Source organism: Psychrobacter sp., assembly GCF_030454045.1.
Taxonomy (GTDB): Bacteria; Pseudomonadota; Gammaproteobacteria; order Pseudomonadales; family Moraxellaceae; genus Psychrobacter.
Map to the genome: position 1 here is coordinate 1 of NZ_JAKDJE010000106.1, position 7,490 is coordinate 7,490.

The window sequence follows — 7,490 nt, forward strand, 5'->3', positions numbered from 1 at the left end:
CGCCTAAAAAATAGTCGCTGTCAGTGCCATGGTCGAATGTTCAACACGCCCTAGTTTTATATCAAGCACTGCTGAACCATAGATTTTTAAATCTATACAAATAATTGGTTAAAAAACCACCTATGATGAATCTACACATTCACTTGTGGAAGAGACTTACCTTCATTTATACCTCGCTATGAATATTTTTAGCCATTGAACTCAATGAGATAATGTATGACAACAAGCGCGCTAGTCGTTGATGACGAAGTGGATTTATGCCGACTGATGCAAATCACTTTAACCAAGATGGGGATAAAAAGTGATGTGGCTTATACGTTGGCGCAAGCCAGATCATACTGGCAAGATAATGATTACGACTTTTGCCTCACTGACTTAAAGCTGCCTGACGGCTCAGGATTAGAGCTGGTAAAGGAAATTAGCAACAGCTCCAACACACCCATAGCAGTCATCACGGCTCATGGAAGCATGGACCTTGCTATTGAAGCGCTAAAGCTTGGCGCTTTTGATTTTGTGAACAAGCCACTTGAGCTACCAAGATTACGCCAGTTAGTCGAAAATGCGCTAAAAGTGATTCATCAAGATAACGAAGCAAAAGCCACGCCTGAATCTTCACCTGAGCAAAAAATGTTAGATACAAGGTTGATTGGCAATTCTGCTGTGATGCACCCTCTCAAAAATACCATCTTAAAGCTGGCACGCTCACAAGCGCCAGTTTTTTTGTCAGGTGCCTCTGGTACAGGTAAAGAAGTGGTTGCTAGGCTGATTCATGATTTAAGCCCGCGACGAGACGGTAGCTTTGTGCCTGTGAACTGCGGTGCCATACCTTCTGAGCTGATGGAGTCAGAGTTTTTCGGTCATAAAAAAGGCAGTTTCACAGGTGCAGTCGCTGATAAGCAAGGGTTATTTCAACAGGCTAATGGCGGTACGTTATTTTTGGATGAAGTGGCCGATTTGCCTTTAGCGATGCAGGTTAAATTATTACGTGCTATCCAAGAAAAGACGGTAAGAGCTATCGGTGATACCAAAGAAGTACCTGTCGATATCCGTATATTATCTGCCACCCACAAGGATTTGAGTCTACTGGTACAGGACGGTGCGTTTAGACAGGATTTATATTACCGCATCAATGTGATTGAGCTCAAGCTACCGACGCTCAATGATCGTCGTGACGATATTCCTGTGTTAGCAGAGCATTTTTTAGCCATGATTGCGGCTGAATGGCAGCTGGATGTACCTCCATCCCTAACACGCGAGGCTTGTGAGCGCCTGCAGCGCCATGATTTTGCTGGAAACGTACGGGAACTTCGTAATCTGCTTGAGCGAGCCGTGACGTTGGCGGAAACTTCGGACATTGATATCGGTCATCTAGGACTGCCTAGTATTGATCAAGACATTGAAGACATTCAATCTCAAAGTGGTGACACACTCATTGACGGTCATCTCACAGCCTCTCACCAAAATGAGCAAAATAACGCGCCATCGATGGCTAAGATGTTAGAAAACCAAGAACCAGTCATTCACCCTACAAACAATGTAACGGCGGCGCAGAATCAGCGAAAGACGGTAAATTTACATCCTTATCGCACAAACACTCAACATTATCCATCGATAATACAGGGCCCTGATCTCAATCATACTGGATCATCGACCAGCTCGGCTCATATTGACGAGGTGATAGCACCTGCTCACGCTGTCCAACCAGAGAATAATAATGCTGACAATTTACAAGAGCCACTAGATGGTCAGTTGCCCTCTCAAGGATTAGAACATTACCTCCAAGAGCAAGAAAAGCAATTAATCATCACAGCCCTCAAACAAACTGGCTGGAACAAAACCCAAGCAGCAGAACTACTTGGGACGACTTTTCGCTCATTACGTTATCGTATGAAAAAGCTAGAAATCGAAGAGGATCAGTCTAAATAGTACAATGAGGTGTCATTACTTTGTGCGTTGGATCGAGTAATAATGCTTCTACCTATGAGCCGCCAGCCGATAAAATATTAGTTTGGCGCGGCTTTTCGAACAAGGCGAATGCCTGAATCAAGCGCGCGTGGTTTTAGCAAATCTAAGGCTTGCTGCTCCCATGAGCGCTCATTATCTGACAGAGCAATGTCAGGCTCAACGCCGATGTCGTCAATCTGTCTACCTGATGCTGTCATATAGTTAGCTACTGTCAATTTGACTGCTTGCTCGTCATTGAGTGGTATGACTGACTGTACTGAGCCTTTACCATAGCTTACTTCGCCGATGATAGTAGCGCGTTTTTGTGCTTGCAAACTACTGGCCAAAACCTCTGCCGCTGATGCCGAGTAGCGATTTTGTAGAACAACCATGGGCAAGGTTTTAAGTATGGCCTCTCCTTGGGTTGATAAGACACGTGACTCGTTTTGACGGGCTTGTACTTGCACCACATCAGTATCATTCATAAATAGACTGGCCACACTCACCGCTGATGTGAGTACGCCGCCTGGATTATCACGCAAATCAAGTAAAATACCTGAGATAGGAGCATTTAGGCCAATCAAGCCCTCTAGCAATTTTTCACGGCTATTATTTTGAAAAGCGGGCAATTTGATAACAGCGATGCCATCAACGATTTTTGTCTCGACAATTTGAGGGTGACTATTATTCCGCTGCAATGTCGTCGTGTGCTTACGGCGACCAGCTTTAGAGGTGATGACATCTACCTGCGTCCCAGCAATCCCTGTCAAGAGCTGCTCAACATCGTTACTTTGCCGATCTTCATCAAGTTTGAACTCATCAACTTGGTGTAAATAGTCACCAACAGCAATGCCTTTCTTGTCTGCTGGTGAGTCGTCAACCACCTCTGTGATGACCCAGTATCCGATATCTGGCTGATACACTACCTTGATACCGATGTCGCCTACATCCCCTTCTGTAAAAGCACGTAGATTTTCGTATGCTTCAGCATCCAGAAACTCAGCATGGCTATCAAGCTGGGTCAGCATACCACTCATCGCATTGTTGAACAGCTCCTCATCATTGACCGCATCAACATATTGACGACGTACCAAATCGACAACGGCCACAAAAGTTTTTAACGTTTCAGGGGAAATTGCATTCAATGATACTTGCGCAACCTCTGATGGAATATTAGTATCGATATTATCATCATCGTCCATTACCGCACTTTCGTCTGGCATACTGTCTATTGAGTCATCTGATTCGTCGGCAGCATTCAGCATCTCAGTATCATCTTCAGCCACTATATCATCGGCATTCAAACTGATAAGCTGTAGGCTTGATGTCGGACTAGCATCACCGACTGAGGTCACTGCTGCTTGCGCGTCCATACTGACAACACACAATCCAAGCAAACCTATTGCTAGACTGGGCTTAAAGCCTATAAGCTTGGAGCATACGGGTTTGGACATAATCGTCGCTCGCGACGACTTCATCACTCGTTGGTCTAATTGTTTAGACAAAGATGCGCACACAAAAGAGATAGGATGCATAAAAAACTCATTTAAATAATAGAATGTATAAAGTTATTGTTATGTATTACCGTATAAGTTAACACCAAAGACCTCTCTCAGACTAGGGCAGTTTTGCAAATCATTGTGCAAACACATAATAAAAAAAGGGAAAGGTAATAGCTACCCCTCCCTTTTCTAGATTTTATCAGACGGATGATAGGCAAGCGCTATCAGCACATCTGGTGTATAGCCAATTTAACGCTCTTCTATGATGCCTTGACCAACAAACTCTCACCCGTCATCTCAGTCGGTGCTTGAATATCCATCAATGTCAGAATAGTCGGTGCCACATCACTGAGCTTACCGCCACGACGTACCTGTAGTTTTTGTGCGCCTACGTAAATCAGCGGTACATGCTCTGTCGTATGCTGCGTGTGTACTTGACCACTTTCGTAGTCTTGCATTTGCTCACAGTTACCGTGATCAGCCGTAATAAGCATGTCACCGCCAGCCGCTTTTACTGCCGACTCGATACGGCCCACACAAACATCCAACGCTTCGACCGCCTTTACCGCAGCATCGAAAACCCCTGTATGACCTACCATATCTCCATTGGCATAATTGACAATGAGCACATCATATTGGCCAGATTCAATCGCTTCTACTAATTTATCCGTGACTTCAGGTGCGCTCATCTCAGGCTTCAAATCATAAGTCGCCACATCTGGAGAAGGTACTAGGATACGCGTTTCGCCTTCATATTCCTCTTCACGGCCACCACTGAAGAAAAACGTCACATGCGCATACTTCTCAGTTTCTGCGATACGTAGTTGGGTTTTACCTTGATCCTGCAAATACTCTCCCAAGGTATTGGCCAAAGACGTTGGATAGTAAGCGATGCTGGTTTTTGGATTATCCGCCAATACATCAGAATATTTGGTCAACATCACAAAGGCGGCAAGTTTTGGCTGCTTTTGACGGGCAAAACCTGAAAATTCATGATCAGGTAAAACAAAGGCTTGAGCAAGCTCGCGAGCACGGTCGGCACGGAAGTTCATAAATATCAGCGCATCGTTATCTTCGACAGTATATGGCACTTCATCACGTCCAATCACAGTCGTCGGACTGATAAATTCGTCAGTCTCACGTGCTTTATAAGCCGCTTGTACAGCGCCATCTGCTCTTGTTGATAAGCGATCTGCCTTACCTTCAGTGATCAGCTCATAAGCCTTTTGTACACGATCCCAGCGGTTATCGCGATCCATTGCATAGTAGCGACCAATAATGCTGGCAATCTGTACACGTCCGCCTTCATAATGAGCATTCAATTTATCGATATAATCACGCAAACGATTGATATATTTATCCGCAGATTTAGGCGGTGTATCGCGGCCATCTAAGAAGCAATGGATAAAGACGTTTTTGGCACCGTGGACCAACGCTGAGTGGCACATGCCTTCGATATGATCTTGATGTGAGTGAACACCGCCGTCTGAGAGCAGACCCATAATATGTACGTTGCCGCCAAGCTCATTGGCCGATTTTACCGCATCAACCAATGCCTCATTTTTATAAAATTCACGATTGGCAAGCTCATTTGAGATGCGAGTTGAGTCTTGAAAAAGGACACGACCAGCACCCAAGTTCATGTGGCCAACTTCTGAGTTACCAAATTGACCATCTGGCAAGCCCACATCCTCTCCAGAAGCAGAAATTAGCCCATGAGGATACTGCTGATAAATTCTGTCTAAATTTGGCATATTTGCCGCAGCAATGGCGTTATCTTTATCTTCTTCACGATAACCAAAGCCGTCTAATATCATTAAGACATGCGGCGTTTTTTTATTCTGTGCGCCGTCTTCTTGCTTACTGCTGAGCTGCTGCGCCTGATTGTCGCCAATAGATTCTGATGCTTGCTGGGTACTGGTCATATATTACCGCTCCTCGAGTGAATGAACGCCTTCAATGCTATGTTAGGGTATAGAAAGCCCTATATATTAACACATATCTTAAAATAGCTGAAAAACTGACAATTTTTCACTAAAAAATGATGGGGTTTATATCGTTATCAAAAGCCCAAAAACTACCACAGATATCAGGTAACAATACTGCGTATCAATCTGTAATTCACCCTTGCAATCATTCATCTCATTGGTTAAGATGAATCTATTCTGAAGTGTTGGCTAGTAGATGTTTATTCCCTGAGCCGATAATGCTTTACCAGGATGTGGTACCTATCGTCTCATTGTGTATGCCTGCACCGCTTGCGGTGTATCAGGAAACCTGCAGAGAGGATGACGCATCCGCCCTGAACTTCACGGTTCATGGGTCACCATCTTACAGCGGCACTTCGGTTGTTTCATTCGGTTTGTAAATATGTTCTTTATAATTAATGTATTTACTGCCACCAAAAAGCCCCTTTCGTTAATGACGGAAGGGGCTTTTTCTATTCCTAATGAATGACTAAATCACTGTTACTCGTCATTAGCAGATTTGGTAATTTTTTTCACATCTTTAGGGATGTTTTTGGCCGTACCATCAACAGTCGTATGCTGTTTGAATACGTCACCAAACGGGTTTTGCTGTTGTTGACCAAATGGATTTTGGTTATTCATACCGCCTGCGCCACCGAATGGATTCTGACCACCCATTCCACCAAATGGATTTTGGCCGCCGCCCATTTGACCACCCATCTGTTTTGCCATCATTTCCATCATTTTTTGCTGATTGTTCATGACATAGTTATTGGCAAAGTCTTTGAGTTTCTTTTGTACTGGTGGCAAGATTACGAGTAGTGCGAGCACATCACTCAGCACACCTGGAATAAGTAGCAAGATACCCGCGACTGCCATGGCAATGCTCTTAATCATGGTGGCCTCTGGTGGACGCATTGCAGGATTCATCATACCACCTGCTTTCATCTGCTGAGCCATTGGATTCAAAGAAGCCATACCTTTACGCACAAGAGAAATACCGATCACTGCTGCGACAATAAACCAAAGGAATACCCACCAGCCGCTCATAAACTGAGCAAGCAAATACCACAGTAGCATCTCGATAATAAACCAAACGATGGCTATACCAACTATCTGACCCATAAAGTGTCGTCCTATAAAATAAAAACCAATAAATTGAGCGCCATGCAAATTAAAATGGCTAACATATGATGTATATGGGGATTGGTTGCTATACTATCAAACTTACGGCTGATTTTTAAGCCATAAAACAAAATGTAAGCAAGACGGAATACTATGGCAATTATTATCGGGATCGACCCAGGGTCACGCATGACGGGTTATGGAATAGTCCAGCAGACGGGTGATAAACTCACTTATATCGATGCAGGCACGATTCGCACAGATACCAAAGAGATGCCTGAACGCCTCAAACGTATTTTTAATGGATTGACCCGCATTACGCAGCATCACTTAAAATACACTGACGAGCCTATCTATACGGCGATTGAACAAGTCTTTATGGCAGAAAACCCTGATTCTGCACTCAAGCTTGGGCAAGCACGAGGCGCGGCTATTGCAGCGATGGTCGCCTTGGATTTAGAAGTATCAGAGTATACTGCTCGGCAGATCAAACAAGCGGTGTGCGGCTATGGTGCTGCTGCTAAAGAGCAAGTGCAGGAGATGGTTTGCCGCATACTACAGTTAGAAGTCGTACCACAGCAGGATGCAGCCGATGGTCTTGCCTGTGCTATTTGTCATGCGCACTCAAGCCATTCTATGAATAAAATACTACTTAATAGCTCTATGCGAGGACGCGGTGGCTCTAAGAAAAAGGGTCGTTGGCGTTTGACCGAAGAAGATTTGGGTAACTTGCGTTAAAGATAGGCGTTAAAGCAGACAAGCTTTAAAACCAATAGGCATTAAAATAGTGAGACAATAAAAAAACACGCTATTGGATGCGTGTTTTTTTATGAGTACCAGCGAGACCATCCCGAATTCTGTGTAACTGCCGTTTAGATTAAATGCTTGCTGATACGGTCATCAAACATAATCATAAAGCGATTTAAAGCAGACGTCCAGTTACGAATCGGCA

The 7,490-nt window shown here is 44.2% G+C and carries 5 protein-coding genes and 1 other RNA gene; 3 read left to right on the forward strand and 3 right to left on the reverse strand.

Translation table 11 applies throughout. The features are described from left to right. Window positions 1-216: 216 nt before the first annotated feature. Window positions 217-1,926, forward strand: a complete 1,710-nt coding sequence (locus L0G63_RS13030; protein ID WP_301451037.1) for a sigma-54 dependent transcriptional regulator — start codon at window positions 217-219, stop codon at window positions 1,924-1,926. Window positions 1,927-2,003: 77 nt separating this feature from the next. On the opposite strand, the gene L0G63_RS13035 is transcribed toward L0G63_RS13030, so the two are convergent. After that, the gene (locus tag L0G63_RS13035; RefSeq protein WP_301451038.1) at window positions 2,004-3,398 is read right to left on the reverse strand and encodes a S41 family peptidase; all 1,395 of its coding nucleotides are present in this window, start codon (window positions 3,396-3,398) and stop codon (window positions 2,004-2,006) included. A gap of 308 nt (window positions 3,399-3,706) precedes the next feature. Beyond that, window positions 3,707-5,371, reverse strand: coding sequence for a 2,3-bisphosphoglycerate-independent phosphoglycerate mutase (gpmI, locus tag L0G63_RS13040; protein WP_301451039.1), 1,665 nt, complete (start codon window positions 5,369-5,371; stop codon window positions 3,707-3,709). Between the two features lie 234 nt (window positions 5,372-5,605). On the opposite strand from gpmI, the gene ssrS reads away from it, so the two are divergent. Next, a non-coding RNA gene (gene ssrS, locus L0G63_RS13045) (6S RNA) lies at window positions 5,606-5,801 on the forward strand. Window positions 5,802-5,914: 113 nt separating this feature from the next. On the opposite strand, the gene L0G63_RS13050 is transcribed toward ssrS, so the two are convergent. After that, window positions 5,915-6,538, reverse strand: coding sequence for an FxsA family protein (locus L0G63_RS13050; protein ID WP_301451040.1), 624 nt, complete (start codon window positions 6,536-6,538; stop codon window positions 5,915-5,917). Between the two features lie 153 nt (window positions 6,539-6,691). Between L0G63_RS13050 and ruvC the strand changes: the two genes are divergently transcribed. Then, window positions 6,692-7,276, forward strand: a complete 585-nt coding sequence (ruvC, locus tag L0G63_RS13055; protein ID WP_093068736.1) for a crossover junction endodeoxyribonuclease RuvC — start codon at window positions 6,692-6,694, stop codon at window positions 7,274-7,276. The last annotated feature ends 214 nt before the right edge of the window (window positions 7,277-7,490 follow it).